36 protein-coding genes are annotated in these 24,260 nt (G+C 68.5%); 35 read left to right on the forward strand and 1 reads right to left on the reverse strand.

What is annotated here, in order from left to right; genetic code table 11:
• Window positions 1–17 precede the first annotated feature (17 nt).
• From LR269_RS07275 to LR269_RS07305, 7 genes are all read left to right on the forward strand, one after another.
• Entirely contained in the window at window positions 18–506 is a 489-nt protein-coding gene (locus LR269_RS07275; protein WP_231430090.1) for a DUF6121 family protein, read from the forward strand.
• Between the two features lie 74 nt (window positions 507–580).
• Window positions 581–1,228: a spermidine/putrescine ABC transporter substrate-binding protein gene (locus LR269_RS07280; RefSeq protein WP_231430091.1), complete on the forward strand. Its 648-nt coding sequence runs from the start codon at window positions 581–583 to the stop codon at window positions 1,226–1,228.
• Window positions 1,229–1,484: 256 nt separating this feature from the next.
• Window positions 1,485–1,859, forward strand: a complete 375-nt coding sequence (rpsL, locus tag LR269_RS07285; protein ID WP_022893888.1) for a 30S ribosomal protein S12 — start codon at window positions 1,485–1,487, stop codon at window positions 1,857–1,859.
• A complete protein-coding gene (gene rpsG, locus LR269_RS07290; protein WP_136708465.1) occupies window positions 1,859–2,329 on the forward strand; it encodes a 30S ribosomal protein S7 in 471 nt (156 codons plus the stop codon). The genes rpsL and rpsG overlap by 1 nt, the downstream gene beginning before the upstream one ends.
• Before the next feature lie 84 nt (window positions 2,330–2,413).
• A complete protein-coding gene (gene fusA / locus LR269_RS07295) occupies window positions 2,414–4,528 on the forward strand; it encodes an elongation factor G (RefSeq protein ID WP_275505458.1) in 2,115 nt (704 codons plus the stop codon).
• Between the two features lie 136 nt (window positions 4,529–4,664).
• Window positions 4,665–5,858 carry an elongation factor Tu gene (tuf, locus tag LR269_RS07300; protein ID WP_231430092.1) on the forward strand — a complete coding sequence of 398 codons (1,194 nt, stop codon included), beginning with the start codon at window positions 4,665–4,667 and terminating at the stop codon, window positions 5,856–5,858.
• Between the two features lie 135 nt (window positions 5,859–5,993).
• The gene (locus LR269_RS07305; RefSeq protein WP_231430093.1) at window positions 5,994–7,199 is read left to right on the forward strand and encodes an acyltransferase; all 1,206 of its coding nucleotides are present in this window, start codon (window positions 5,994–5,996) and stop codon (window positions 7,197–7,199) included.
• 9 nt (window positions 7,200–7,208) lie between these two features.
• Here LR269_RS07305 and LR269_RS07310 read toward each other — a convergent pair whose 3' ends face one another.
• Window positions 7,209–7,667: an OsmC family protein gene (locus LR269_RS07310; RefSeq protein ID WP_231430094.1), complete on the reverse strand. Its 459-nt coding sequence runs from the start codon at window positions 7,665–7,667 to the stop codon at window positions 7,209–7,211.
• 522 nt (window positions 7,668–8,189) lie between these two features.
• Between LR269_RS07310 and rpsJ the strand changes: the two genes are divergently transcribed.
• From rpsJ to rpsK, 28 genes are all read left to right on the forward strand, one after another.
• Window positions 8,190–8,498, forward strand: a complete 309-nt coding sequence (gene rpsJ, locus LR269_RS07315; RefSeq protein WP_017201594.1) for a 30S ribosomal protein S10 — start codon at window positions 8,190–8,192, stop codon at window positions 8,496–8,498.
• 8 nt (window positions 8,499–8,506) lie between these two features.
• A complete protein-coding gene (gene rplC, locus LR269_RS07320) occupies window positions 8,507–9,166 on the forward strand; it encodes a 50S ribosomal protein L3 (protein ID WP_231430095.1) in 660 nt (219 codons plus the stop codon).
• A 3-nt stretch (window positions 9,167–9,169) separates the two neighbouring features.
• A complete protein-coding gene (gene rplD, locus LR269_RS07325) occupies window positions 9,170–9,829 on the forward strand; it encodes a 50S ribosomal protein L4 (RefSeq protein ID WP_231430096.1) in 660 nt (219 codons plus the stop codon).
• Window positions 9,826–10,128, forward strand: coding sequence for a 50S ribosomal protein L23 (gene rplW, locus LR269_RS07330; protein WP_231430097.1), 303 nt, complete (start codon window positions 9,826–9,828; stop codon window positions 10,126–10,128). Before rplD ends, rplW begins: the two co-directional genes overlap by 4 nt.
• 17 nt (window positions 10,129–10,145) lie before the next feature.
• Entirely contained in the window at window positions 10,146–10,985 is an 840-nt protein-coding gene (gene rplB / locus LR269_RS07335; protein WP_231430098.1) for a 50S ribosomal protein L2, read from the forward strand.
• A 12-nt stretch (window positions 10,986–10,997) separates the two neighbouring features.
• On the forward strand, window positions 10,998–11,279 hold the full coding sequence (gene rpsS / locus LR269_RS07340; RefSeq protein WP_231430099.1) for a 30S ribosomal protein S19: 282 nt from the start codon (window positions 10,998–11,000) through the stop codon (window positions 11,277–11,279).
• A 25-nt stretch (window positions 11,280–11,304) separates the two neighbouring features.
• Complete coding sequence (gene rplV / locus LR269_RS07345) at window positions 11,305–11,670, forward strand: 50S ribosomal protein L22 (protein ID WP_092668524.1); 366 nt, start codon at window positions 11,305–11,307, stop codon at window positions 11,668–11,670.
• Window positions 11,670–12,422: a 30S ribosomal protein S3 gene (rpsC, locus tag LR269_RS07350; RefSeq protein ID WP_231430100.1), complete on the forward strand. Its 753-nt coding sequence runs from the start codon at window positions 11,670–11,672 to the stop codon at window positions 12,420–12,422. The genes rplV and rpsC overlap by 1 nt, the downstream gene beginning before the upstream one ends.
• Before the next feature lie 2 nt (window positions 12,423–12,424).
• Window positions 12,425–12,844 carry a 50S ribosomal protein L16 gene (gene rplP, locus LR269_RS07355; RefSeq protein WP_022889731.1) on the forward strand — a complete coding sequence of 140 codons (420 nt, stop codon included), beginning with the start codon at window positions 12,425–12,427 and terminating at the stop codon, window positions 12,842–12,844.
• Entirely contained in the window at window positions 12,844–13,170 is a 327-nt protein-coding gene (rpmC, locus tag LR269_RS07360) for a 50S ribosomal protein L29 (RefSeq protein ID WP_231430101.1), read from the forward strand. The genes rplP and rpmC overlap by 1 nt, the downstream gene beginning before the upstream one ends.
• Window position 13,171: 1 nt before the next feature.
• Entirely contained in the window at window positions 13,172–13,486 is a 315-nt protein-coding gene (rpsQ, locus tag LR269_RS07365) for a 30S ribosomal protein S17 (RefSeq protein ID WP_231430102.1), read from the forward strand.
• A 33-nt stretch (window positions 13,487–13,519) separates the two neighbouring features.
• Window positions 13,520–13,888, forward strand: coding sequence for a 50S ribosomal protein L14 (gene rplN, locus LR269_RS07370; RefSeq protein WP_156999952.1), 369 nt, complete (start codon window positions 13,520–13,522; stop codon window positions 13,886–13,888).
• Between the two features lie 3 nt (window positions 13,889–13,891).
• A complete protein-coding gene (gene rplX, locus LR269_RS07375; protein ID WP_231430103.1) occupies window positions 13,892–14,251 on the forward strand; it encodes a 50S ribosomal protein L24 in 360 nt (119 codons plus the stop codon).
• Window positions 14,251–14,835 (forward strand): 50S ribosomal protein L5, encoded by a 585-nt coding sequence (gene rplE / locus LR269_RS07380; protein WP_231430104.1) that lies wholly within the window; start codon window positions 14,251–14,253, stop codon window positions 14,833–14,835. The genes rplX and rplE overlap by 1 nt, the downstream gene beginning before the upstream one ends.
• Before the next feature lie 171 nt (window positions 14,836–15,006).
• The gene (gene rpsH, locus LR269_RS07385; protein ID WP_231430105.1) at window positions 15,007–15,405 is read left to right on the forward strand and encodes a 30S ribosomal protein S8; all 399 of its coding nucleotides are present in this window, start codon (window positions 15,007–15,009) and stop codon (window positions 15,403–15,405) included.
• Between the two features lie 6 nt (window positions 15,406–15,411).
• Window positions 15,412–15,948 (forward strand): 50S ribosomal protein L6, encoded by a 537-nt coding sequence (gene rplF / locus LR269_RS07390; protein WP_231430106.1) that lies wholly within the window; start codon window positions 15,412–15,414, stop codon window positions 15,946–15,948.
• Between the two features lie 2 nt (window positions 15,949–15,950).
• Entirely contained in the window at window positions 15,951–16,310 is a 360-nt protein-coding gene (gene rplR / locus LR269_RS07395) for a 50S ribosomal protein L18 (protein ID WP_231430107.1), read from the forward strand.
• Window positions 16,311–16,324: 14 nt separating this feature from the next.
• Window positions 16,325–17,008: a 30S ribosomal protein S5 gene (gene rpsE, locus LR269_RS07400; RefSeq protein ID WP_374201161.1), complete on the forward strand. Its 684-nt coding sequence runs from the start codon at window positions 16,325–16,327 to the stop codon at window positions 17,006–17,008.
• Complete coding sequence (rpmD, locus tag LR269_RS07405; protein ID WP_022889741.1) at window positions 17,008–17,193, forward strand: 50S ribosomal protein L30; 186 nt, start codon at window positions 17,008–17,010, stop codon at window positions 17,191–17,193. Before rpsE ends, rpmD begins: the two co-directional genes overlap by 1 nt.
• A complete protein-coding gene (rplO, locus tag LR269_RS07410) occupies window positions 17,193–17,858 on the forward strand; it encodes a 50S ribosomal protein L15 (RefSeq protein ID WP_231430108.1) in 666 nt (221 codons plus the stop codon). Before rpmD ends, rplO begins: the two co-directional genes overlap by 1 nt.
• Before the next feature lie 132 nt (window positions 17,859–17,990).
• The gene (gene secY / locus LR269_RS07415; RefSeq protein WP_231430109.1) at window positions 17,991–19,316 is read left to right on the forward strand and encodes a preprotein translocase subunit SecY; all 1,326 of its coding nucleotides are present in this window, start codon (window positions 17,991–17,993) and stop codon (window positions 19,314–19,316) included.
• On the forward strand, window positions 19,313–19,951 hold the full coding sequence (locus LR269_RS07420) for an adenylate kinase (protein WP_231430110.1): 639 nt from the start codon (window positions 19,313–19,315) through the stop codon (window positions 19,949–19,951). Before secY ends, LR269_RS07420 begins: the two co-directional genes overlap by 4 nt.
• Before the next feature lie 5 nt (window positions 19,952–19,956).
• On the forward strand, window positions 19,957–20,784 hold the full coding sequence (map, locus tag LR269_RS07425; RefSeq protein WP_308191628.1) for a type I methionyl aminopeptidase: 828 nt from the start codon (window positions 19,957–19,959) through the stop codon (window positions 20,782–20,784).
• An 89-nt stretch (window positions 20,785–20,873) separates the two neighbouring features.
• Complete coding sequence (ptsP, locus tag LR269_RS07430) at window positions 20,874–22,535, forward strand: phosphoenolpyruvate--protein phosphotransferase (protein ID WP_231430111.1); 1,662 nt, start codon at window positions 20,874–20,876, stop codon at window positions 22,533–22,535.
• 225 nt (window positions 22,536–22,760) lie between these two features.
• On the forward strand, window positions 22,761–22,982 hold the full coding sequence (infA, locus tag LR269_RS07435; protein WP_011186713.1) for a translation initiation factor IF-1: 222 nt from the start codon (window positions 22,761–22,763) through the stop codon (window positions 22,980–22,982).
• Window positions 22,983–23,050: 68 nt separating this feature from the next.
• On the forward strand, window positions 23,051–23,164 hold the full coding sequence (gene rpmJ / locus LR269_RS07440) for a 50S ribosomal protein L36 (RefSeq protein ID WP_056734976.1): 114 nt from the start codon (window positions 23,051–23,053) through the stop codon (window positions 23,162–23,164).
• A gap of 163 nt (window positions 23,165–23,327) precedes the next feature.
• The gene (gene rpsM, locus LR269_RS07445) at window positions 23,328–23,708 is read left to right on the forward strand and encodes a 30S ribosomal protein S13 (RefSeq protein ID WP_231430112.1); all 381 of its coding nucleotides are present in this window, start codon (window positions 23,328–23,330) and stop codon (window positions 23,706–23,708) included.
• 32 nt (window positions 23,709–23,740) lie between these two features.
• Complete coding sequence (gene rpsK, locus LR269_RS07450) at window positions 23,741–24,139, forward strand: 30S ribosomal protein S11 (RefSeq protein WP_022889749.1); 399 nt, start codon at window positions 23,741–23,743, stop codon at window positions 24,137–24,139.
• The last annotated feature ends 121 nt before the right edge of the window (window positions 24,140–24,260 follow it).

Raw genomic sequence — 24,260 nt, forward strand, 5'->3', positions numbered from 1 at the left:
GGGCGTAGCCTCGAGAGATGGCCGACGACGAGCTCCGGACGCGCAACGCGTGGGTGGTCGCGAGCTTCGCGGCGGCGCTCGACCTCGCGCTCGTCGTCTGCGGCTTCGGCTTCGTGAGCCTCCTCTTCGACCTCGAAGTGGTCGGCGATCCGGCGGTCGGCATCTTCGTCGCCCCCGCGGCGGTCGCGGCATCCGTCGTGGCGGTGTTCGTGAGCCTGGGCGCTCTGCTGCGGCATCCCGAGCGCGCGGTCGTGACCGTGCTCGTGGCCACGCTCGCCTCGTGGCTCGCGTTCGTCGCGGTCGCGACGATCGGCCGGCTGCTCGGCTCGTCGGACCCCCCTGCCGAGAGCGTGCGGTTCGGTCTCGTGTTCGGGCTCGGCTGGTTCGGCCTCATCGTGCCGGCGTGCGCGTTCGTCACGGCCGCGTTCGCGGTGCTCGTCGCGCGCGGTCGGCAGGGCGGCATGGAGCACCCGCGCTGGCCCTGGGAGCGCGACGACGAGCAATAGGGATGCCTTGCGCGGCGCGCCAGTCGTTCGCCGCCTCGGCCCGCCGCGGCGCCGCGCGCAGTATCGTGAACCCGATGGAGGGTTCGGTCGAGGCGCGCGTGAGCCACGAGGTCGACCGCTGGCTGCAATGGCTGCCGCGGTGGCGGCCGGGAACGCACCGTGCCCGGGTCCGGCTCTGCCAGCGCTGCTTCGGGTCGCCGATCATCGCGGCGGCGGGTCTCGACGTCGACGTGCCGCACCCCGTGCAGCACGCCTTCTCGATGCGCATGAAGGGCATCATCGACGACGCCGTCGACGACTACACGGCGCGCAACCTGCCGATGCTGCACCGCGAGATCCGCCTCGCGGAGGAGCGCAAGGCCAGGCGACCGTATCGGGCGGGGGAGGGGCTCGACCCCGAGTACCTCGGACTCGAGCTCGACCCCGAGCCGGTGCCCGACCAGCCGTTCCTGTTCACGCTCGGCGGTCTCGAGGCGACGGCGGCGGCCGAGGCGAACGAACCCGCACCGCGCCCCTTCACCCCGGAGGAGAAGGAGGCGCTGCGCGAGGAGGTGCGGCTCGCCGACGAGTTCGCCAAGCAGCTCGGTCGACGCATCTGCGTCGAACTCGCCCAGCACCGCTATCGCATCGGCAACGCCGTCGAACGTCTCGTCGAGCCGCAGGTCGCCGACATGCTCGCCGACCTCGACCGCGAACTCGACGCGCCGGGCTGGGCCGGGTGACCGTCGCCGGCGTCGCAGGGGCCTCATTCCGCGTTCTCCCCGTCCGCGAAGCCGGCGCCGTTTGACCGCAACGTTACGGGGCATTACCATTGATCGGGTGTGCGCGTTCACGCGCGCGCATTCGGGTGCCCGCGGACTTCTGCGGCTCACCCCCACGGCATACCCACCATCCAAGGTCCCGCAGTTCTGCGGCGCCGGCGGGTCTGATGTGAAATCCATCATCAGCTGTCACCGTGCAGCACAACAAGGAGAAGCAGTGCCAACCATTCAGCAGTTGGTCCGCAAGGGTCGCTCGCCGAAGGTCACCAAGACCAAGGCTCCCGCCCTGAAGGCCAACCCCCAGCAGCGCGGCGTGTGCACGCGTGTGTACACGACCACCCCGAAGAAGCCGAACTCGGCGCTCCGCAAGGTCGCCCGTGTGAAGCTCTCGAACGGCACCGAGGTCACGGCCTACATCCCCGGTGAGGGCCACAACCTGCAGGAGCACTCGATGGTGCTCATCCGCGGCGGTCGTGTGAAGGACCTCCCCGGTGTGCGCTACAAGATCGTCCGTGGCGCGCTCGACACGCAGGCCGTGAAGAACCGCAAGCAGGGCCGCAGCAAGTACGGCGCGAAGATGGAGAAGAAGTAATGCCTCGTAAGGGACCCGCTCCGAAGCGCCCCGTCGTCGCCGACCCGGTGTACGGCTCGCCGGTCGTCAGCCAGCTCGTCAACAAGATCCTGATCGACGGCAAGAAGGACCTCGCGCAGCGCATCGTCTACGAGGCGCTCGAGAACGTCGCCGCCAAGTCGGGCCAGGACGCGGTCGCCACCCTCAAGAAGGCGCTCGACAACGTGCGCCCGACCCTCGAGGTGCGCTCGCGCCGCGTCGGCGGTTCGACCTACCAGGTCCCCGTCGAGGTCAAGCCCCACCGCGCGAACACCCTGGCGCTCCGCTGGCTCACCAGCTACGCCAAGGCCCGCCGCGAGAAGACCATGACCGAGCGTCTCACCAACGAGATCCTCGACGCCTCGAACGGCCTCGGTGCCGCGGTCAAGCGCCGCGAAGACACGCACAAGATGGCCGAGTCGAACCGCGCGTTCGCCCACTACCGCTGGTAGTCGGGCCGAGCGGATGCCTCGGCGCTCGCCGTGGCATCCGCTCTCCCTCTCACTTCCGTTCCTGAACCTCCCGGAGGAACCCCCGTGGCACAAGACGTGCTCACCGACCTGAGCAAGGTCCGCAACATCGGCATCATGGCCCACATCGATGCCGGCAAGACCACCACCACCGAGCGCATCCTGTTCTACACGGGCGTCAACCACAAGCTCGGCGAGACCCACGACGGCGCCTCGACGACCGACTGGATGGAGCAGGAGAAGGAGCGCGGCATCACGATCACGTCTGCCGCCGTGACCTGCTTCTGGAACAAGAACCAGATCAACATCATCGACACCCCCGGCCACGTCGACTTCACGGTCGAGGTCGAGCGCTCGCTCCGCGTGCTCGACGGCGCGGTCGCCGTCTTCGACGGCAAGGAGGGCGTCGAGCCCCAGTCCGAGACGGTGTGGCGTCAGGCCGACAAGTACAACGTGCCGCGCATCTGCTTCGTCAACAAGATGGACAAGCTCGGTGCCGACTTCTACTTCACCGTCGACACGATCGTCAACCGCCTGGGCGCCAAGCCGCTCGTGCTCCAGCTCCCGATCGGTGCCGAGAACGACTTCATCGGTGTCGTCGACCTGATCGAGATGCGCGCCCTCGTGTGGCCCGGCGACGCCAAGGGCGACGTGACCATGGGTGCCAAGTACGAGGTCCAGGAGATCCCCGCCGACCTCAAGGACAAGGCCGACGAGTACCGTCAGGTCCTGCTCGAGACCGTCGCCGAGACCGACGACGCGCTGCTCGAGAAGTTCTTCGGCGGCGAGGACCTCACGGTCGCCGAGATCAAGGGCGCCATCCGCAAGATGGTCGTCAACTCCGAGATCTACCCGGTGCTCTGCGGCTCGGCGTTCAAGAACCGCGGCGTGCAGCCGATGCTCGACGCGGTCATCGACTTCCTGCCGTCGCCGCTCGACGTGCCCGCCATCGAGGGCCGCAACCCGCGCAACGAGGAAGAGATCATCGAGCGTCACCCCGACGCGAACGACCCGTTCGCCGCGCTGGCGTTCAAGGTCGCGGTGCACCCGTTCTTCGGCCGCCTCACCTACGTGCGCGTCTACTCGGGTCACCTCGACTCGGGTGCCCAGGTCGTCAACTCGACCAAGGGCAAGAAGGAGCGCATCGGCAAGATCTTCCAGATGCACGCCAACAAGGAGAACCCGGTCGACTCGGTCACCGCGGGCAACATCTACGCGGTCATCGGCCTCAAGGACACGACCACGGGCGACACCCTGTGCGACCCCGACAACCAGGTCGTGCTCGAGTCGATGACCTTCCCCGAGCCCGTCATCGAGGTCGCCATCGAGCCGAAGACCAAGGCCGACCAGGAGAAGCTCGGCACCGCGATCCAGAAGCTCGCCGAAGAGGACCCGACGTTCCGCACCGAGCTCAACCCCGAGACCGGCCAGACCGTCATCAAGGGCATGGGCGAGCTGCACCTCGACATCCTCGTCGACCGCATGAAGCGCGAGTTCAAGGTCGAGGCGAACGTCGGCAAGCCGCAGGTCGCGTACCGCGAGACCATCAAGCGCGCGGTCGAGCGCCACGACTACACCCACAAGAAGCAGACGGGTGGCTCGGGCCAGTTCGCGAAGATCCAGTTCGCGCTGGAGCCGCTCGAGGTCGAGGGCGACAAGATCTACGAGTTCTCGAACGAGGTCACGGGCGGTCGCATCCCCCGCGAGTACATCCCCTCGGTCGACGCGGGCTTCCAGGACGCCATGCAGTACGGCATCCTCGCCGGCTTCCCGATGGTGGGCGTCAAGGCGCGCCTCATCGACGGTGCCGCCCACGACGTCGACTCCTCGGAGATGGCGTTCAAGATCGCCGGCTCGATGGGCTTCAAGGAAGCCGCTCGGAAGGCGAACCCCGTTCTGCTCGAACCGCTGATGAGCGTCGAGGTCCGTACTCCCGAGGAGTACATGGGCGACGTCATCGGCGACCTGAACTCGCGCCGCGGCCAGATCCAGTCCATGGAGGACGCCGCCGGTGTGAAGGTCGTGCGTGCGCACGTCCCGCTCTCGGAGATGTTCGGTTACATCGGCGACCTGCGGTCGAAGACCTCGGGCCGCGCCGTGTACTCGATGGAGTTCGAGAGCTACGCGGAGGTCCCGAAGGCTGTCGCCGACGAGATCGTCCAGAAGAACAAGGGCGACTGAGTCTCCCTAGCGGGGGCTCCGGCCCTTCGCCCGCACGAACCTTCCGGTTCGCGTAACATAACAACACAACCCCCGTAGCACGCCGGTCGCAATCCAGCGCCCGGAGTTCCTACACGAGTCCTGAGGAGGACCCACAGTGGCTAAGGCCAAGTTCGAGCGGACCAAGCCGCACGTCAACATCGGTACGATCGGTCACGTCGACCACGGCAAGACGACGCTCACCGCCGCGATCTCGAAGGTGCTCGCCGACAAGTACCCGTCGGCCACCAACGTGCAGCGCGACTTCGCGTCGATCGACTCGGCTCCCGAAGAGCGTCAGCGCGGCATCACGATCAACATCTCGCACGTCGAGTACGAGACGCCGAAGCGCCACTACGCGCACGTCGACGCCCCGGGTCACGCCGACTACATCAAGAACATGATCACCGGTGCGGCTCAGATGGACGGCGCGATCCTCGTGGTCGCGGCGACCGACGGCCCGATGGCCCAGACCCGCGAGCACGTCCTGCTCGCCAAGCAGGTCGGCGTGCCGTACCTGCTCGTCGCCCTCAACAAGAGCGACATGGTCGACGACGAGGAGATCCTGGAGCTCGTCGAGCTCGAGGTCCGCGAGCTGCTCTCGTCGCAGGGCTTCCCCGGCGACGACGCTCCGGTCGTCCGCGTCTCGGGCCTGAAGGCGCTCGAGGGCGACGAGAAGTGGGTCCAGTCGGTCCTCGACCTCATGGAGGCCGTCGACGAGTCGATCCCCGACCCGGTGCGCGACAAGGACAAGCCGTTCCTCATGCCCGTCGAGGACGTCTTCACCATCACCGGCCGTGGCACGGTCGTCACGGGTCGCGCCGAGCGCGGCACGCTGAAGATCAACTCCGAGGTCGAGATCGTCGGCATCCGCCCGACGCAGAAGACCACGGTCACGGGTATCGAGATGTTCCACAAGCAGCTCGACGAGGCCTGGGCCGGCGAGAACTGCGGTCTCCTGCTCCGCGGCACCAAGCGCGAGGACGTCGAGCGCGGCCAGGTCGTCGTGGCGCCGGGTTCGGTCACCCCCCACACCAACTTCGAGGGCACTGCCTACATCCTCTCGAAGGACGAGGGCGGCCGTCACAACCCGTTCTACGCGAACTACCGTCCGCAGTTCTACTTCCGCACCACCGACGTCACCGGCGTCATCACGCTGCCCGAGGGCACCGAGATGGTCATGCCCGGCGACACCACCGACATGACGGTCGAGCTCATCCAGCCGATCGCCATGGAGGAGGGCCTCGGCTTCGCCATCCGCGAGGGTGGCCGCACCGTCGGCGCCGGTACCGTCACGAAGATCATCAAGTAATCTTCGCGACTGCGACCTGAGGGGGTCGGGCTTCCACCGGAGGCCCGGCCCCTTCGTCGTACGCGGCGAGGGTCGGGACGGCGTCGGATTCTCCGGACTGGAGGCACGGCCCCCTTCGTCGTACGCTGGGTGACGATGGGCGGTTCCCCCACCCTCCTCGCTCGATCCGCGGTGCGTCCCGAGATCCAGGCTCTCCGGGCCGTGGCCGTGGGCGCAGTCGTGCTCCATCACGGCTGGCCGGCCGTCGCGCCGGCCGGGTACATGGGCGTCGACGTCTTCTTCGTCGTCTCCGGCTTCCTCATCACCGGCCTCCTCATGCGCGAGGCCGAGCGCGTCGGGCGCATCTCCCTGCGCGACTTCTACCTGCGCCGTGCACGACGCATCCTCCCCGCGGCGATGGCCACGCTCCTGGCCGTGTCGGCGCTGACGCTGCTCCTCGTCCCGCAACGGGAGTGGCGGCAGTGGTTCCGCGAGATCGTCGCGTCGGCGCTCTACTACGAGAACTGGCAGCTCGCCGCCGACTCGCAGATCCCGCGGCGCGCCGATCTCGAGTCGACCCCGGTCCAGCACTTCTGGTCGCTCTCGGTCGAGGAGCAGTTCTACCTGTTCTGGCCGCTCCTGCTCATCGCGGCGCTGTGGCTCGCCGCCCGGCACAGGGCCGGCTCGGTGACCGTGGTGCTGACCCTGCTCGGCGCGGTCACGATCGCGTCGTTCGCGCACTCGATCGCGCTCACCGCGCAGGATGCGAACCTCGCCTACTTCTCGACCTTCGCGCGGACGTGGGAATTCGGCATCGGCGGCATCCTCGCGATCGCGAGCCGGTCGCCCCTCACGGGTCGGGCGGGACTCCGCGCCGCGGTCTCATGGGCAGGACTCGTGCTCATCGCGGTGCCGATCCTGACCCTCCGTGCACCCGAGGTCTTCCCCGGAGCCGTCGTGCTCGTGCCCGTCGCCGGCACCCTCGCCGTCATCTGGGCGGGCATGCCGGAGGTGGCGTGGTCGCCGGCTGGGCTCGCCGGCCTCCGGCCAGTGCAGTGGATGGGCGACGTCTCGTACTCGCTCTACCTCTGGCACTGGCCGATCTTCATGTTCGTGCCCTACCTGACCGGAATGCCGAGCCCGCCCTGGCTGATGGTGCTGCTCGTCGCACTGTCGTTCGCGGTCGCGGGTCTCTCGAAGCGCTTCATCGAGGATCCGTTCCGGCACGGGCGGCGAGGACGGCGCCTCCGGCCCGTCTTCCTGCTGTCGGGGCTCGCCGGGCTGATCGTCGTCATCGTCGGTGCGGGCATCGTCGCGCCGGGCATCGCGGCAGAGCGGGCGGTCGCCTGCGAGCGGGAGTGACGCGCGGGCTCAGCGCATCTCGGTGCCGTCGATGACCGTGTGCACGTCGATCGCTCCCTCGACGCTGCGGCCCACCGTGCACGCCCGTTCGATCGACCGCACCATGATGTCGAGGAGCTTGTCGCGCTCGGCCGGCTCCAGGCCCGACAGGTCGAGCAGCAGTTCCTCGCCGATGCGCTCGTACTTGTTGGATGCCTCCTCCGACTGCCCGTGCGCCCACACCGTGAGCTCGGCGTCGTCGCCGAGGCGGCGCGACATCGGCCGGTCGACCGAGAGGCCGACGCAGCCGGCGAGGGCGAGCTTCAAGAGCTCGCCGGGGGAGAAGTGCACGCCCTCGACGTCGAGGCCGCCGATCGCGACCGTCGCCCCGCGGGCATTGCGACCGACGTAGCGGCGCGTGCCGACGCGGGTCGCCGAGACGCTGCCCGGCGCCTCCTTCGAACTCGGCTGCGGCCTGGTCTCCGACATGTGGGCTCCTCCTCGGTTCGCGCGTGTCCCTCCATCATGTCGGAGCCCGGCGGCGAAGCATCCCGATCGGCGGAGAACCGGCGCGATCGCCGGCGAATCTGCGGGCTCGCTGGGAGTCGAGCGTGCGCGACACGCCCGGGTTGCACGCACCCTCCGAATGTGGCAAACTCGTTGAGTTCAACATTTCGAACGCGGGCCCCTGTGCGCGCGTTCGAATCACTGTCAGGCAGTGCATAGCCACCCGCCGTTCCCACGGAGCGCAGTCGGGGTCAGGCTAGGCCGCAGGCAGCAGAACACACAACCGACCACCACACGCCCGGGGCGACCCGTGCGCGTGCGCGCCGGTTGGGGCTCGAAGGTCGAGCGTGTCGAGAGCACCGCCCCGGGTGACCGGGCGGGTGGTTTCGACAGGCTCGATCACCGGCCTTTGACAGAAGAACAGTGGTGCTTCACACGGAGTGACTACGCGGCGTCCGATGCCCTCGGAAGGGGTAAGACGCCTTGACAGAGAGAGAGTCAGCAATGGCGGGACAGAAGATCCGCATTCGACTGAAGTCGTACGACCACGAGGTCATCGACACCTCGGCGCGCAAGATCGTCGACACGGTGACCCGCGCGGGTGCCACGGTCGTCGGCCCCGTGCCGCTTCCGACCGAGAAGAACGTGGTGTGCGTCATCCGTTCGCCCCACAAGTACAAGGACAGCCGCGAGCACTTCGAGATGCGCACCCACAAGCGCCTCATCGACATCGTGGACCCGACGCCCAAGGCCGTCGACTCGCTCATGCGTCTCGACCTCCCGGCCGACGTCAACATCGAGATCAAGCTCTGAGGTAACAGATGTCTTCCGCTACCAAGAACGTGAAGGGTCTGCTCGGCACCAAGCTCGGCATGACCCAGGTGTGGGACGAGAACAACAAGCTCGTCCCGGTGACGGTCATCGAGATCGCTCCCAACGTGGTCACGCAGATCCGCACCGCTGAGAAGGACGGCTACGAGGCCGTCCAGATCGCCGCCGGCGCCATCGACCCGCGCAAGGTCTCGCAGCCGCTCAAGGGCCACTTCGAGAAGACGGCCGGCACCACGCCCCGTCGCCACGTGACCGAGATCCGCACCGCCGACGCGTCGAGCTACGCGACGGGCCAGGAGCTCACCGTCGACGCGACCTTCGAGGCCGGCCAGCTGGTCGACGTCGTCGGCACGTCGAAGGGCAAGGGCTTCGCCGGTGTCATGAAGCGCCACAACTTCAAGGGCGTCTCCGCTTCGCACGGTTCCCACCGCAACCACCGCAAGCCCGGCTCGATCGGTGCTTCGTCGACCCCCAGCCGTGTCTTCAAGGGCATGCGCATGGCCGGTCGCATGGGTGGCGAGCGCGTGACCGTGCTGAACCTCCGCGTGCACGCCGTCGACGCCGAGAAGGGCCTCATGCTCGTCAAGGGCGCGGTTCCCGGTGCTCGCGGCCGCCTCGTTTTCGTCCGCAACGCAGTGAAGGGGGCGTAGTCCATGGCTACCGCCAACACCATCGACGTGCTCGACGCGACCGGCAAGAAGTCCGGCACGGTCGAGCTGCCCGCCGAGCTCTTCGACGTTCAGACGAACGTCCCGCTCATCCACCAGGTCGTCGTCGCCCAGCTCGCCGCTGCGCGCCAGGGCACGCACAAGACCAAGACCCGCGGCGAGGTCTCGGGTTCGGGCCGCAAGCCCTTCAAGCAGAAGGGCACCGGCCGTTCGCGCCAGGGTTCGGTCCGCGCTCCCGAGCACAAGGGCGGTGGCACGGTCCACGGCCCGCAGCCGCGCGACTACTCGCAGCGCACGCCCAAGAAGATGATCGCCGCTGCGCTCCTCGGTGTGCTCAGCGACCGTGCCCGCGGCTCGCGCATCCACGCGGTCGAGGGATTCGTCGCCGGTGACGTCGCGAAGACGAAGGACGCGGTCGCGCTCCTCGGCAAGATCGCGCCGGCCAACCGCTTCCTCGTGGTCCTCGCCCGTGGCGAGGAGCTCAGCGAGCGCGCGGTCCGCAACATCGAGACCGTGCACGTGCTGCCGGTCGACCAGCTGAACGCCTACGACGTGGTCGTCTCGGACGACATCGTCTTCAGCACCGCCGCGCTCGAGGCCTTCGTGGCCGCGAAGTCGGCGAAGAAGGAAGAGGTCTCCGCATGAGCGCCGCACAGAACAAGGACCCGCGCGACATCATCATCGCGCCGGTCGTCTCGGAGAAGAGCTACGGCCTGATCGACGAGGGCAAGTACACGTTCATCGTGGACCCCCGCTCGAACAAGACCGAGATCAAGCTCGCCATCGAGAAGATCTTCAACGTCCAGGTGGCGTCGATCAACACCCTGAACCGCCAGGGCAAGACCCGCCGCACCCGGTTCGGCATGGGCAAGCGCAAGGACACCAAGCGCGCGATCGTCACCCTCAAGTCCGGCTCGATCGACATCTTCACGGCTGTCGGCTAAGGAGCAGAGGAAGAACTATGGCTATTCGTAAGTACAAGCCCACGACCCCGGGTCGTCGCGGTTCGTCGGTCGCCGACTTCGCGGAGATCACGCGCTCGACGCCCGAGAAGTCGCTGCTCCGCCCGCTGTCGAAGACCGGTGGTCGCAACAACCAGGGCCGCATCACGACCCGTCACATCGGTGGTGGCCACAAGCGCCAGTACCGCGTGATCGACTTCCGTCGCAACGACAAGGACGGCGTGCCCGCCAAGGTCGCTCACATCGAGTACGACCCCAACCGCACCGCCCGCATCGCGCTGATCCACTACATCGACGGCACGAAGCGCTACATCCTCGCGCCGAACAAGCTCAAGCAGGGCGACCCGATCGAGGCCGGCGTGAACGCCGACATCAAGCCGGGCAACAACCTGCCGCTCAAGAACATCCCGACCGGTACCGTCGTGCACGCCATCGAGCTCCGCCCCGGCGGCGGCGCGAAGCTGGCCCGCTCGGCCGGCGCCTCGGTGCGTCTCGTCGCCAAGGACGGCCCCTACGCGCAGCTCCGCCTGCCGTCGGGCGAGATCCGCAACGTCGACGCGCGCTGCCGCGCGACCGTCGGCGAGGTCGGCAACGCCGAGCAGTCGAACATCAACTGGGGCAAGGCCGGCCGCAAGCGCTGGAAGGGCGTCCGCCCGACCGTCCGCGGTGTCGCGATGAACCCGATCGACCACCCGCACGGTGGTGGTGAGGGCAAGACCTCCGGTGGTCGTCACCCGGTCAGCCCGTGGGGTCAGCCCGAGGGTCGCACCCGTCGCCCCAACAAGGAGAGCGACAAGCTCATCGTCCGTCGTCGCACCGTCGGCAAGAAGCGCAAGTAGGAGTAGAAGAAGATGCCGCGCAGTCTCAAGAAGGGCCCCTTCGTCGACGAGCACCTGCTTCGCAAGGTCGCCGTGCAGAACGAAGCCGGTTCGAAGAACGTCATCAAGACGTGGTCGCGTCGCTCGATGATCGTCCCCGCCATGCTGGGTCACACGATCGCCGTGCACGACGGCCGCAAGCACATCCCGGTGTTCGTCACCGAGACCATGGTGGGCCACAAGCTCGGCGAGTTCGCCCCCACCCGCACCTTCCGTGGACACGTGAAGGACGACAAGAAGGGCCGCCGCCGCTGACGCGGTGGTGTGAAGGAGGAAAGAAATGGTGGAGTCGATCGCACGCGTGCGACACATCCGCGTGACCCCCATGAAGGCCCGCCGCGTCGTCAACCTGATCCGCGGCAAGCAGGCTCAGGAGGCCCTGGCCATCCTGAAGTTCGCCCCGCAGGGTGCGAGCGAGCCCGTGTACAAGCTCGTCGCCTCGGCCATCGCGAACGCTCGCGTCAAGGCCGATGCCACGAACACCTACCTGGACGAGCAGGACCTCTACGTGAAGACGGCGTTCGTCGATGAGGGCACCACCCTCAAGCGATTCCAGCCGCGCGCGCAGGGCCGTGCCTTCCGCATCAACAAGCGCACGAGCCACATCACCATCGTGCTCGGCACGCCCGAGGAGGGTACGAAGTAATGGGTCAGAAGGTCAACCCGTACGGCTTCCGTCTCGGCATCACCACCGACCACGTGTCGCGGTGGTTCTCCGATTCGACGAAGCCCGGTCAGCGCTACTCCGACTACCTCGCCGAGGATGTCAAGATCCGTCGCCTGCTCCAGACGTCGCTCGACCGCGCCGGTGTCTCGCGCATCGAGATCGAGCGCACCCGCGACCGCGTCCGCGTGGACATCCACACGGCGCGTCCCGGCATCGTGATCGGCCGCCGCGGCGCCGAGGCCGAGCGCATCCGCGCCGACCTCGAGAAGCTCACCGGCAAGCAGATCCAGCTCAACATCCTCGAGGTGAAGAACCCCGAGGCCGACGCCCAGCTCGTCGCGCAGGGCATCGCCGAGCAGCTCTCGGCTCGTGTGGCGTTCCGCCGCGCGATGCGCAAGGGCCTGCAGGGCGCGCAGCGCGCCGGCGCCAAGGGTGTCCGCATCCAGGTGTCGGGCCGTCTCGGCGGCGCCGAGATGAGCCGCTCGGAGTTCTACCGCGAGGGCCGCGTGCCCCTGCACACGCTCCGCGCGAACATCGACTACGGCTTCTACGAGGCCAAGACCACCTTCGGCCGCATCGGCGTGAAGGTCTGGATCTACAAGGGCGACATCACCAACAAGGAACTCGCGCGCGAGCAGGCGGCCCAGAAGCCGTCCCGCGACCGCAACGACCGTCCCCGCCGCGACCGCGCCCCCAAGGCCGAGCCGGCGACCGCAGGAGTTGAGGCATAACCATGTTGATTCCCCGTCGAGTCAAGTACCGCAAGCAGCACCACCCCGGCCGCTCGGGCCAGGCCACCGGCGGCACCAAGGTGTCGTTCGGCGAGTACGGCATCCAGGCGCTCACGCCCGCTTACGTGACCAACCGTCAGATCGAGTCCGCTCGTATCGCGATGACCCGTCACATCAAGCGCGGCGGCAAGGTGTGGATCAACATCTACCCCGACCGTCCGCTCACCAAGAAGCCGGCCGAGACCCGCATGGGTTCCGGTAAGGGTTCGCCCGAGTGGTGGGTCGCCAACGTCAAGCCGGGTCGCGTCCTCTTCGAGGTCTCGGGCGTCTCCGAGGAACTCGCTCGCGAGGCGATGACCCGTGCCATCCACAAGCTGCCCCTCAAGGCACGCATCATCAAGCGCGAGGAGGGCGACGCATAATGGCCGTCGGCACCAAGGAGCTCAGCCCCGCAGAGCTCGACACCTTTGAAGACGAGCGACTCGTCGACGAGCTGAAGAAGGCCAAGGAGGAGCTGTTCAACCTGCGCTTCCAGTCGGCCACCGGCCAGCTCGAGAGCCACGGCCGACTGAAGGCCGTCAAGCGCGACATCGCCCGCATCTACACGGTCATCCGTGAGCGCGAGCTCGGCATCCGTGCCACTCCCGCGCCGGTCGAGGCGGCCCCCGCCAAGACCGAGAAGAAGACGAAGAAGGCCAAGGCCGAGGCAGAAGCCCCGGCCGAGGCCGCTGAGACGAAGGAGGCCTGACATGGCTGAGACCAAGAAGGCTGCGGCCGAGGTCGCCGAGGCTGAGCTCGTTGAGACCGCAGAGCACCGTCCGTACCGCAAGGTGCGCCGCGGCTACGTCGTCAGCGACAAGATGGACAAGACCATCGTCGTCGAGGTCGAGGACCGCGTGAAGCACCCCCTCTACGGCAAGGTCATGCGCCGGACGTCGAAGGTCAAGGCGCACGACGAGCAGAACACCGCCGGCATCGGCGACCTCGTCGTGATCAGCGAGACCCGTCCCCTTTCCGCCACGAAGCGCTGGCGTCTCGTCGAGATCGTCGAGAAGGCCAAGTAAGCCTCGCCGGCTTGCTCAGAGAAGGAGTTCGAAGTGCTTCAGCAGGAATCACGAGTCAAGGTCGCCGACAACACCGGCGCCAAGGAGCTGCTCACCATTCGCGTGCTCGGCGGCTCGAAGCGTCGCTACGCCGGCCTCGGTGACGTCATCGTCGCGACCGTCAAGGACGCGATCCCCGGCGGCAACGTCAAGAAGGGCGATGTGGTCAAGGCCGTCATCGTCCGCACCGTCAAGGAGACCCGTCGTCCCGACGGCTCCTACATCAAGTTCGACGAGAACGCCGCGGTCATCCTGAAGAACGACGGTGACCCCCGCGGCACCCGTATCTTCGGCCCGGTCGGTCGCGAGCTTCGCGACAAGAAGTTCATGAAGATCATCTCGCTGGCACCGGAGGTTATCTAAGTCATGGCCAACATCAAGAAGGGCGACCTCGTCCAGGTCATCTCGGGCCGCAGCCAGGCTCGCGGCGGCGACCGCGGCAAGCAGGGCAAGGTCCTCGAGGTGCTCGTCGCCGAGAACCGCGTCATCGTCGAGGGCGTCAACTACGTCACGAAGCACGTGCGCGTCGGCCAGACCCAGCGCGGCACGAAGACCGGTGGCATCGAGACCCAGGAGGCGCCGATCCACGTCTCGAACGTCGCGATCGTCGACCCCGAGTCGAAGAAGCCGACCCGCGTCGGCTTCCGCACCGAGCAGGTGACGAAGGACGGCGTCACGAAGACCGTCCGCGTCCGCTACGCCAAGAAGTCAGGTAAGGACCTGTAATGACCGACACGGCAACGCAGGCTGGCAAAATCCAGCCGCGACTGAAGACCAAGTACCGCGGCGACATCGCCAAGGCCCTCACCGAGCAGTTCGACTACGCGAACCCGCACCAGGTGCCCGGCCTCGTGAAGATCGTCGTGAACATGGGTGTCGGCGAAGCCGCCCGCGATGGCAAGGTCATCGACGGCGCGATCGCCGACCTCACGAAGATCACCGGCCAGAAGCCGCAGGTGACGAAGGCCCGCAAGTCCATCGCACAGTTCAAGCTGCGCGAGGGGCAGCCGATCGGTGCGCACGTGACGCTCCGCGGCGACCGCATGTGGGAGTTCCTCGACCGCCTGCTCTCGCTCGCACTGCCCCGCATCCGCGACTTCCGCGGCCTCAGCGACCAGCAGTTCGACGGCCACGGCAACTACACCTTCGGTCTCACGGAGCAGAGCGTGTTCCACGAGATCGACCAGGACAAGATCGACCGCGTCCGCGGCATGGACATCACCGTGGTGACCACCGCCTCGAACGACGACGAGGGTCGTGCGCTGCTCAAGGCGCTCGGCTTCCCGTTCAAGCAGGTCGAGAACGCGTAAAGCCTGCGTGTAGTAGACTCTACGAGTTTGTGCTCGAGCCGCCGGCTCCCGACGCATCGGGGGCCGGCCGGCCCGAGACATCCGGCCTCACGCAACCGCTGAGGCCACCACCACAGGTCAGTCCCCGTGTAACGGGTCCTGAAACCTGGTGAACGTTAGGAACGAATCGTCATGACGATGACCGACCCGGTCGCTGACATGCTGACCCGTCTGCGGAACGCGAACTCCGCACACCACGACTCCGTGTCGATGCCCCACTCGAAGCTCAAGGGCCACATCGCCGAGATCCTCAAGACCGAGGGCTACATCGCCGACTTCGAGGTCGCCGACGCTCGCGTGGGCAAGACCCTCACGCTGAAGCTCAAGTTCGGCCCGAACCGCGAGCGCTCGATCGCCGGTATCAAGCGCGTCTCGAAGCCCGGCCTCCGCGTCTACGCGAAGTCGACCGAGCTGCCCAAGGTGCTCGGCGGCCTCGGCGTCGCGATCCTGTCCACTTCCAGCGGTCTGCTCACCGACCGCCAGGCCGAGAAGAAGGGCGTAGGTGGGGAAGTCCTCGCCTACGTGTGGTAATCAGCTATGTCGCGTATTGGACGACTTCCCATCGACATCCCCGCCGGCGTCACCGTGACGATCGACGGCCAGGATGTGACCGTCAAGGGCCCGAAGGGTGAGCTCGCGCTCACCGTCGCCGCTCCCATCGTGGCCAAGGTCGAGGACAACCAGGTCGTCGTGACCCGTCCCGACGACGAGCGCGCGTCGCGCTCGCTGCACGGCCTGACCCGCACGCTCATCGCCAACGACATCATCGGCGTGACCCAGGGCTACGCCAAGGGCCTCGAGATCGTCGGCACCGGTTACCGCGTCGCGCAGAAGGGCAGCGCCGTCGAGTTCGCGCTCGGCTTCTCGCACCCGGTGACCGTCGAGGCGCCCGCCGGGATCACCCTGACCGTCGAGGGCAACAACAAGCTCACGGTCGCGGGTATCTCGAAGCAGGCCGTCGGCGAGACCGCCGCCAACATCCGCAAGATCAAGAAGCCCGAGCCGTACAAGGGCAAGGGCATCCGCTACGCCGGCGAGGTCGTGCGTCGCAAGGCCGGAAAGGCTGGTAAGTAATCATGGCCGTGAAGAGCAAGACGGCTTCGCGTTCGCGTCGCCACACCCGCCTTCGCAAGAAGATCGTCGGCACGGAGGTCCGCCCCCGTCTCGTCGTCACCCGTTCGGCCCGCCACGTCTTCGTGCAGGTCGTCGACGACGCCAAGGGCCACACCCTCGCGTCGGCGTCGACCATGGAGGCCGACCTCCGCGCGTTCGACGGTGACAAGACCGCCAAGGCCAAGAAGGTCGGCGAGCTGGTCGCCGAGCGCGCCAAGCAGGCCGGCGTCGAGGCGGTCGTGTTCGACCGCGGCGGCAACAAGTACGCCGGTCGCGTCGCCGCGATCGCCGATGGAGCGCGAGAGGCAGGGCTGAGCCTGTGAGCGAGAACAGCAATGTGAAGGAGCCCGAGGTGACTGCAGAGGCACCCGTCGAGACGGCTGCGGCTTCGGAGCCGGCCCGCAACGAGCGCGACTCGCGCCGTGGTGGCCGCGACCGCAACCAGGGCGGCCGCGACCGCGGCGGCCGCGACGCCGAGAAGAGCCAGTTCCTCGAGCGCGTCGTCACCATCAACCGCGTGTCGAAGGTCGTCAAGGGCGGCCGTCGCTTCAGCTTCACGGCGCTCGTCGTCGTGGGTGACGGCAACGGTCTCGTCGGCGTCGGCTACGGCAAGGCGCGCGAGGTCCCGACGGCGATCTCGAAGGGCGTCGAGGAGGCGAAGAAGAACTTCTTCCGCGTCCCGCGCGTCGGCACCACCATCCCGCACCCCGTGCAGGGCGAGGCCGCTGCCGGCGTCGTGCTCCTGCGTCCGGCTTCGCCCGGTACCGGTGTCATCGCCGGTGGTCCGGTGCGCGCCGTGCTCGAGTGCGCCGGCATCCACGACGTGCTGTCGAAGTCGCTCGGCTCGTCGAACACGATCAACATCGTGCACGCCACGGTCGAGTCGCTCAAGCAGCTCGAGGAGCCGCGTGCCGTCGCCGCCCGTCGTGGTCTCGACTACGACGAGGTCGCCCCGGCGCGCCTCATCCGTGCCGAGGCACAGGCGGCCGAGGCCGCTGCAGCAGCGAAGGCAGGTGCCTGATGGCCAAGCAGCTCAAGGTGACCCAGATCAAGTCCAAGGTGAGCGAGAAGCAGTACCAGCGTGACACGCTGCGCAGCCTCGGGCTCAAGCGAATCGGCCAGTCGGTCGTGCGTGAGGACACCCCGCAGAACCGCGGGTACGTCAACACCGTCGCTCACCTCGTGAAGGTTGAGGAGATTGACTAATGGCTGACGAGAAGAACGTCGCCGAGGAGACCCCGAAGAAGGCTCCGGCCAAGAAGGCGCCCGCCAAGGCGGCTGCTGAGAAGGCCCCGGCCGAGAAGGCTCCTGCGAAGAAGGCTCCGGCGAAGGCCGCTGCCGCGAAGTCCGACAGCGCTGCGGCCGAGAAGGCCCCTGCGAAGAAGGCTCCCGCGAAGAAGGCGGCCCCCAAGGCCGACGTCGCGGAGAAGCGCGAGCAGGTCCTGAAGGTGCACCACCTGCGCCCGGCGCCCGGCGCCAAGAAGGACAAGACCCGCGTCGGTCGCGGTGAGGGTTCGAAGGGCAAGACCGCCGGTCGCGGCACCAAGGGCACGAAGGCCCGCAACACGGTGCGCCCCGGCTTCGAGGGCGGCCAGCTTCCGTACCACATGCGTGCGCCGAAGCTCCGCGGCTTCAAGAACCCCTTCCGCGTCGAGTACCAGGTCGTCAACCTGGACAAGCTCGCCGAGCTCTACCCGAAGGGCGGAGACGTCACCGTCGCCGACCTCGTCGAGAAGGGTGCGGTCCGCAAGAACGAGCGCGTCAAGGTGCTCGGCAACGGCGACCTGCAGGTGAAGCTCAACGTGGCCGTCGACAAGGTCTCCGGCTCGGCCGAGCAGAAGATCGTCGCCGCCGGCGGCTCGGTCAAGTAAGACCGGACTCACGATTGGTTCGAGCCAGTCGGGACCTCGCGTAGGATTAGCGGGGTCTCGACTGGCTCGAGTCGTATACGAACGAACTCCGCGTGCCGCACCGGCGCCTAGCGCGGAGCAACAGGAGGACGAGTGTTCAACGCCATCGGGCGGATCTTCCGCACGCCGGATCTTCGCCGCAAGCTCGGGTTCACGCTGGGCATCGTGGCCCTGTTCCGGCTCGGATCCTTCATCCCCGCGCCGTTCGTCGACTTCGGCAACGTGCAGCAGTGCCTCGCGGCCAATGCCGCCGCAGGCGCGACGGGCCTCTACGACCTCGTGAACCTGTTCTCGGGCGGTGCGCTGCTGCAGCTCTCGGTCTTCGCGCTCGGCATCATGCCGTACATCACCGCGTCGATCATCGTGCAGCTGCTCCGCGTCGTGATCCCCCACTTCGAGACCCTCTACAAGGAGGGCCAGGCGGGCCAGGGCAAGCTCACGCAGTACACCCGCTACCTCACGATCGCCCTCGGCGTCCTGCAGTCGACGACGCTCATCACGGTCGCCCGCTCCGGCGCGCTCTTCCCGACGGCCGACCCGGCGTGCTCCGCCCTCATCACGAACGACGCCTGGTACGCGATCCTCCTGATGGTGATCACGATGACCGCCGGTACGGGCCTCATCATGTGGATGGGTGAGCTCATCACCGAGCGCGGCATCGGCAACGGCATGTCGCTCCTCATCTTCACGTCGATCGCCGCCCAGTTCCCCGGCTCGCTCTGGGCCATCGGCATCGCCCGCGGTTGGGACGTCTTCGCGATCGTCATCCTCGTCGGACTCGCGATCGTCGTCGCGGTCGTCTTCGTCGAGCAATCGCAACGGCGCATCCCGGTGCAGTACGCGAAGCGCATGGTCGGCCGCCGCACCTACGGCGGCAACAACACCTACATCCCGATCAAGGTCAACATGGCCGGCGTCGTGCCCGTCATCTTCGCCTCGTCGCTGCTGTACCTGCCGGCGCTCATCGCGCAGTTCAACCAGGCGAAGCAGGGCGAGGACCCCCAGGCCTGGGTCGTGTGGATCACGAACTACCTGACCAAGGGCGACCACCCGCTCTACATGCTGCTCTACTTCCTGCTCATCGTCGGGTTCACCTACTTCTACGTCGCGATCACCTTCAACCCCGACGAGGTGTCGGAGAACATGAAGAAGTACGGCGGGTTCATCCCGGGCATCCGTGCCGGCCGTCCGACCGCCGAATACCTCGACTACGTGCTCACGCGCATCACCGCGCCGGGTTCGATCTACCTCGGCCTCATCGCCCTCATCCCGCTCATCGCGTTCTCGATGGTCGGCGCGAACCAGAACTTCCCGTTCGGCGGCGCGTCCATCCTGATCATCGTCGGCGTCGGGCTCGAGACGGTGAAGCAGATCGACGCCCAGCTCCAGCAGCGACACTACGAAGGACTTCTCCGATGACGCCGACCTCCGCGAGCGGGGCCGCCGCGACCTCGGCCCGTTTCCTGATCGTCGGACCGCAGGGCTCCGGCAAGGGCACGCAGGGCGTGCTCGTCGCCGCCGCCTTCGGCGTGCCCCAGGTCGCCACGGGCGACATCTTCCGCGCGAACGTCGCGGGCGGCACCGAGCTCGGCAAGCGGGTCCAGGCGATCATCGAGGCGGGCGACCTGGTGCCAGACGCGCTCACGAGCGAGCTCGTGCGCGACCGGCTCCAGCAGCCCGATGCCTCGGCCGGGTTCCTCCTCGACGGCTACCCGCGCAATCGGGGCCAGGTCGACGACCTCGACGAGTTCCTCGCCTCGCGCGGCGAATCGCTCGACGCCGTCATCGAACTCGAGGTGCCGCGCGACGAGTCGATCAAGCGCATCCACCAGCGCGCCGTCGAGCAGGGCCGCACGGACGACACCGAAGAGGTGATCGCCAACCGTCTCGCGATCTACGAGCGCGAGACCGCGCCGATCCTCGACGTGTACCGTGCACGGGGGCTCGTCCTCCGCATCGACGGCGTCGGCGCCCTCGCCGACGTCACGGCGCGCATCTTCGAGGCGCTCGCGGCACGGGGGCTCGCTCCGCGCCACCCGGGCGCCGCGGCCTGAGCGCGGTGTTCCGCCGCTCGATCTACAAGTCGCCGACCGATCTCCGCGCGATGGTCGCGGCCGGCCGGGCGACGGCCGACGCCCTCGCCGAGGCCCGACGCCGCATCGTGCCGGGGGCGACGGGGCTCGAACTCGACGCCGCCGCCGAGCGGGCGATCGTCGCGGCCGGCGGCAGATCGAACTTCAAGCTCGTGCCGGGGTACCGGCACACGCTGTGCGTCTCGGTGAACGACGACATCGTGCACGGCATCCCGGGTGATCGCCCGTTCCGCGCCGGCGACCTGGTGTCGGTCGACGGCGGAGCCGACGTGGGCGGCTGGAACGGCGACTCGGCGTTCAGCCTGGTCATCCCCGATCCCGCCCGGCCCGAGATCGTGGCGGCGCGCGAGGAGCTCTCGCGGGTGACCGAGGCCGCGCTGTGGCACGGCATCGCGGCGCTCGCCCGGGCATCGCACCTCAACGAGGTGGGCGCCGCGATCGAGGAGTACGTCACGGGCGAGGGCGACTACGGCATCCTCACCGATTACGTCGGCCACGGCATCGGTCGTCAGATGCACGAGGAGCCGCCGGTGTTCAACTACCGGGTCGATCGCAAGGGGCCCGCGGTGAAGCCCGGCCTCGTCGTCGCGATCGAGCCGATGCTCGTCGCGGGCGCCGTCGACACGTTCGTGCGCGACGACGACTGGACGGTGACGACCGCCGACGGCGCCGATGCCGCCCACTGGGAGCACAGCGTCGCGGTGCACGCGGGCGGGATCTGGGTGCTCACCGCGGAGGACGGCGGCGCAGCGGGCCTGGGCCCGTTCGGCATCGTTCCGGCGCCGATCGCCTGATCGCCGGAGCCTCCGCGCGCACTGCGGGATAGGGTGAACGGGGGAGCGCTTCGCGCGGCCCCCGACGACTCGAACCGGGGGTTCTGCAGATGGAGATCATCGGGACGGGCATCGGTCGAGGGGTCGCAGTCGGCCCGGTCGCCCGGATGGCGCCGCCGCAGCCCGAACCGTCGTCGGCGCCGAGCGCGATCGGCGCGGACGACGAGCTCGCTCGGGCCGAGGCCGCCGCAGCGGCGGTCGCCGCCGAGCTCCGTCGTCGCTCAGCGGATACGACCGGCGCCGCCCACGACGTGCTCGAGGCGCAGGCGCTCATCCTGGAGGACCCGGCCGTGCACGCGAGCGTCACCGAGCGCCTCGCCGCCGGGATCACGGCCGAACGCGCCGTCTTCGACGCGTTCGCGGGCTATCGCGACCTGCTCGCGGGCATGGGGGGCTATCTCGCGGAACGGGCGAACGACCTCGAAGACCTCGCGCAGCGCGTGATCGCGGAGCTGCACGATGTTCCGGCGCCCGGCGTACCCGACCCCGGGCATCCGTTCGTGCTCGTCGCCCATGATCTCGCGCCCGCCGACACCGCCACGCTCGATCTCGACCGGGTGCTCGCCATCGTGACCGTCGAGGGCGGCCCGACCTCGCACACGGCGATCCTCGCGCGGGAGAAGGGGCTCGTCGCCGTGGTGGGTGCCGCCGGCGCCGCCGGGCTCGTCGACGGCGAGACGGTCGTCGTCGACGCCGATGCCGGACGGGTCACGCGCGAGCCCGACGCGGTCGCGCTCGAGGCGGCCTCCGAACGGCGCGCGCGGCTCGCCGAAGAGGCCGACGCCCCCGTCGGCCCCGGGCGCCTCGCCGACGGCACGGCCGTGCTGCTGCAGGCGAACCTCGGCGACCCGTCGGGCGCGGCGGAGGCCCTCCGGCTGGGAGCGGAGGGGGTGGGCCTCTTCCGTACCGAGTTCCTCTTCCTCGACGCCGAGCGTGCGCCGTCGCGAGTCGCGCAGCAGGCGGCGTACGAGGCGCTCTTCGCCGCGTTCGAGGGGCAACGCGTCGTCGTGCGGGTGCTCGACGCCGGCGCCGACAAGCCGTTGGCCTTCCTCGGCATCCGGCACGAGGCCAATCCGGCGCTCGGGGTGCGCGGAATCCGCGCGCTGCGACAGGCGGAGCCCGTGCTGCGCGACCAGCTCGCGGCCCTCGGCGCAGCGGCCGCCGGGCACACGGTCGACCTCAGGGTGATGGCGCCGATGGTCGCGACGGCCGAGGAGGCGAGGTACTTCGCAGACCTCGTCCGCGAGGCCGGGCTGCCGTCGGCGGGTGTGATGATCGAGGTGCCGGCGGCGGCGCTCGCCGCGCGGCACGTGCTCGCCGCCGTCGACTTCGCCTCGATCGGCACCAACGACCTGACCCAGTACACGATGGCCGCCGACCGCGAGCTCGCGGGTGCCGCCGAACTGCAGGACCCGTGGCACCCGGCGGTGCTCCGGCTCATCGGCGAGGTCGGCGAGGCCGGTGCCGCGCTCGGCCGACCGATCGGCGTGTGCGGCGAGGCCGCCGCAGATCCGCTCCTCGCCGTCGTGCTCGTCGGCCTCGGGGCCACGAGCCTGTCGATGTCGGCCTCGGCGCTCGCCGGCGTACGGGCGGGCCTCGCGCGGGTGACCGCCTCCGACGCGCGGCGTATCGCGCGCGCCGCACTCGTCGCGGAGGACGCCCGGGCCGCCCGGGCCGCAGCCGCCGACGAGGCGGCGTACACGCGCGATTGAGCCGCTGCCGCGGCATCCGAGGTCGTTCTGGCCGGGTCCCGGCCCGTCGGGTGCGCCTCGACTGGCGAAACCGGCGGAAATGTCCTAAAGTTGACCCTTGGTGTTCTGCCCGCCTGCCTCGGCGTGCCCGACGACCGGCCCTGCGGCCGGAACGCGGTCGCCCGGGGCCTCGTGTGCAGCATCATCGCACGACCAGCATCCCCAACTCCAAGCGATAGTGAGGCTATGGCCAAGAAAGACGGCGTCATCGAGATCGAAGGCTCGGTCATCGAGGCACTCCCGAACGCGATGTTCCGGGTGGAACTGACCAACGGGCACAAGGTCCTCGCGCACATCTCAGGAAAGATGCGCCAGCACTACATCCGCATCCTCCCCGAGGACCGCGTGATCGTGGAGCTGAGCCCGTACGACCTGACGCGCGGCCGCATCGTCTACCGCTACAAGTAAGGGCTGCCGGAAAGTAACGGCCCGCGGCACCCCGCGGGTACGAGGACAGCGATCCAAGAGGAACCACTGTGAAGGTCAACCCCAGCGTCAAGCGCATCTGCGACAAGTGCAAGGTCATCCGCCGCCACGGCCGCGTGATGGTCATCTGCGAGAACCCGCGCCACAAGCAGCGCCAGGGCTAGTCGCGAGACGCCGGGGCGTGCCCGCGTGCGCGCCCCGGAGCACACAACTGAACACCGAATCGGCACTGCCAGAACCCGCTCCGTGCGGGGGACACCTCGGGACGGAGGCCCGGGCACCGGCAGTGCTCCACACCTCCACTTCGAAAACAGGAGAAGCCACAACATGGCACGTCTGGCAGGAGTCGACATCCCGCGCGAGAAGCGCGTGGAGATCGCACTGACGTACATCTACGGCGTCGGCCGCACTCGCGCGCTGACGACCCTCGCGGAGACCGGCATCGACGGCAACATCCGCGTGAAGGACCTCACCGACGACCAGCTCGTCGCCCTCCGCGACTACATCGAGGGCAACTTCAAGGTCGAGGGCGACCTCCGCCGCGAGGTGGCCGCCGACATCCGCCGCAAGGTCGAGATCGGCTCGTACGAGGGTCTGCGCCACCGCCGGGGCCTCCCGGTCCGCGGTCAGCGCACCAAGACCAACGCTCGCACCCGCAAGGGCCCGAAGCGCACCGTCGCCGGCAAGAAGAAGCCCGGCCGCAAGTAACCGCTCGTCGCCAGATCTAGGAGATTTCACACATGGCAGCACCCAAGGCGGCTACTCGCAAGCCGCGCAAGAAGGAAAAGAAGAACATCGCCGTGGGCCAGGCCCACATCAAGTCGACGTTCAACAACACGATCGTCTCGATCACCGACACCAACGGTGCCGTGATCAGCTGGGCCTCCTCCGGCGGCGTCGGCTTCAAGGGCTCGCGCAAGTCGACCCCGTTCGCCGCGCAGCTCGCCGCCGAGTCGGCCGCGCGCCAGGCGCAGGAGCACGGCATGAAGAAGGTCGACGTGTTCGTCAAGGGCCCCGGCTCGGGCCGTGAGACCGCGATCCGCTCGCTCCAGGCCGCGGGCCTCGAGGTCGGCAGCATCAACGACGTGACGCCGCAGGCGCACAACGGCTGCCGCCCGCCGAAGCGCCGCCGCGTCTAACTCCTCCACGCCGCGAGGTCGGCCGGAACGCGCGTTCCGGCCGACCACGCGGCATCCGTTCTCTCACAACTCAAGATCCTCGACCTCGCAGGTGTCATATAGCGGACACCCTGCCGAAAGG

The organism is Agromyces sp. S2-1-8, from assembly GCF_021129215.1.
GTDB lineage: Bacteria > Actinomycetota > Actinomycetes > Actinomycetales > Microbacteriaceae > Agromyces > Agromyces chromiiresistens.

Bases quoted from the DNA above. Each gene is read 5' to 3' on its own strand.
- LR269_RS07275 (WP_231430090.1), top strand. From the start codon at position 18: ATGGCCGACGACGAGCTCCGGACGCGCAACGCGTGGGTGGTCGCGAGC.
- LR269_RS07280 (WP_231430091.1), top strand. From the start codon at position 581: ATGGAGGGTTCGGTCGAGGCGCGCGTGAGCCACGAGGTCGACCGCTGG.
- rpsG (WP_136708465.1), top strand. From the start codon at position 1,859: ATGCCTCGTAAGGGACCCGCTCCGAAGCGCCCCGTCGTCGCCGACCCG.
- LR269_RS07305 (WP_231430093.1), top strand. From the start codon at position 5,994: ATGGGCGGTTCCCCCACCCTCCTCGCTCGATCCGCGGTGCGTCCCGAG.
- LR269_RS07310 (WP_231430094.1), bottom strand. From the start codon at position 7,667: ATGTCGGAGACCAGGCCGCAGCCGAGTTCGAAGGAGGCGCCGGGCAGC.
- rpsJ (WP_017201594.1), top strand. From the start codon at position 8,190: ATGGCGGGACAGAAGATCCGCATTCGACTGAAGTCGTACGACCACGAG.
- rplC (WP_231430095.1), top strand. From the start codon at position 8,507: ATGTCTTCCGCTACCAAGAACGTGAAGGGTCTGCTCGGCACCAAGCTC.
- rplD (WP_231430096.1), top strand. From the start codon at position 9,170: ATGGCTACCGCCAACACCATCGACGTGCTCGACGCGACCGGCAAGAAG.
- rplW (WP_231430097.1), top strand. From the start codon at position 9,826: ATGAGCGCCGCACAGAACAAGGACCCGCGCGACATCATCATCGCGCCG.
- rplB (WP_231430098.1), top strand. From the start codon at position 10,146: ATGGCTATTCGTAAGTACAAGCCCACGACCCCGGGTCGTCGCGGTTCG.
- rpsS (WP_231430099.1), top strand. From the start codon at position 10,998: ATGCCGCGCAGTCTCAAGAAGGGCCCCTTCGTCGACGAGCACCTGCTT.
- rplV (WP_092668524.1), top strand. From the start codon at position 11,305: ATGGTGGAGTCGATCGCACGCGTGCGACACATCCGCGTGACCCCCATG.
- rpsC (WP_231430100.1), top strand. From the start codon at position 11,670: ATGGGTCAGAAGGTCAACCCGTACGGCTTCCGTCTCGGCATCACCACC.
- rplP (WP_022889731.1), top strand. From the start codon at position 12,425: ATGTTGATTCCCCGTCGAGTCAAGTACCGCAAGCAGCACCACCCCGGC.
- rpmC (WP_231430101.1), top strand. From the start codon at position 12,844: ATGGCCGTCGGCACCAAGGAGCTCAGCCCCGCAGAGCTCGACACCTTT.
- rpsQ (WP_231430102.1), top strand. From the start codon at position 13,172: ATGGCTGAGACCAAGAAGGCTGCGGCCGAGGTCGCCGAGGCTGAGCTC.
- rplX (WP_231430103.1), top strand. From the start codon at position 13,892: ATGGCCAACATCAAGAAGGGCGACCTCGTCCAGGTCATCTCGGGCCGC.
- rplE (WP_231430104.1), top strand. From the start codon at position 14,251: ATGACCGACACGGCAACGCAGGCTGGCAAAATCCAGCCGCGACTGAAG.
- rpsH (WP_231430105.1), top strand. From the start codon at position 15,007: ATGACGATGACCGACCCGGTCGCTGACATGCTGACCCGTCTGCGGAAC.
- rplF (WP_231430106.1), top strand. From the start codon at position 15,412: ATGTCGCGTATTGGACGACTTCCCATCGACATCCCCGCCGGCGTCACC.
- rplR (WP_231430107.1), top strand. From the start codon at position 15,951: ATGGCCGTGAAGAGCAAGACGGCTTCGCGTTCGCGTCGCCACACCCGC.
- rpmD (WP_022889741.1), top strand. From the start codon at position 17,008: ATGGCCAAGCAGCTCAAGGTGACCCAGATCAAGTCCAAGGTGAGCGAG.
- rplO (WP_231430108.1), top strand. From the start codon at position 17,193: ATGGCTGACGAGAAGAACGTCGCCGAGGAGACCCCGAAGAAGGCTCCG.
- LR269_RS07420 (WP_231430110.1), top strand. From the start codon at position 19,313: ATGACGCCGACCTCCGCGAGCGGGGCCGCCGCGACCTCGGCCCGTTTC.
- ptsP (WP_231430111.1), top strand. From the start codon at position 20,874: ATGGAGATCATCGGGACGGGCATCGGTCGAGGGGTCGCAGTCGGCCCG.
- infA (WP_011186713.1), top strand. From the start codon at position 22,761: ATGGCCAAGAAAGACGGCGTCATCGAGATCGAAGGCTCGGTCATCGAG.
- rpsM (WP_231430112.1), top strand. From the start codon at position 23,328: ATGGCACGTCTGGCAGGAGTCGACATCCCGCGCGAGAAGCGCGTGGAG.
- rpsK (WP_022889749.1), top strand. From the start codon at position 23,741: ATGGCAGCACCCAAGGCGGCTACTCGCAAGCCGCGCAAGAAGGAAAAG.